We start from the raw sequence: 508 nt of genomic DNA, 5'->3' as shown, positions 1-508 counted from the left end.
AGGACGGTGCAGACTTCATTGCTTCCATTACAGGTAAAAACGGTATAGATGGTGTTAGCCCTGAGATCGGTTCCAACGGTAACTGGTTCATCGGTAGTAAAGATACGGGCATTGCAGCGCAGGGTCCGCAGGGTAAATCGGCACTGGAGGTTTGGCAAAGCCTACCGGGGAATAACGGTAAGGACGGGGCCGCTTTTATCGAAGCTATCACTGGTGCATCGGGTAACGATGGAGCAGACGGCAAGTCTGCCTACGATATTGCCGTTGATGGGGGATTTAAAGGCAGTGAATCGGACTGGTTATTGAGTTTGGTCGGTGCCAGAGGAGCAGACGGTAAGTCCGCTTTAGAGATATGGCAGGAACTTCCGGGTAACGACGGTAAGGACGGTGCAGACTTCATTGCTTCCATTACAGGTAAAAACGGTATAGATGGTGTTAGCCCTGAGATCGGTTCCAACGGTAACTGGTTCATCGGTAGTAAAGATACGGGCATTGCAGCGCAGGGTCC

General features: G+C 51.4%; 1 pseudogene. It reads left to right on the top strand.

From position 1 onward, the window contains the following. Positions 1–508 (top strand): annotated as a pseudogene (locus JKG61_RS22825) (hypothetical protein); the annotation flags it as partial.

The organism is Sphingobacterium faecale (assembly GCF_016746095.1).
GTDB lineage: Bacteria > Bacteroidota > Bacteroidia > Sphingobacteriales > Sphingobacteriaceae > Sphingobacterium > Sphingobacterium faecale.
This window is presented reverse-complemented; position numbering and strand designations above follow the sequence as displayed.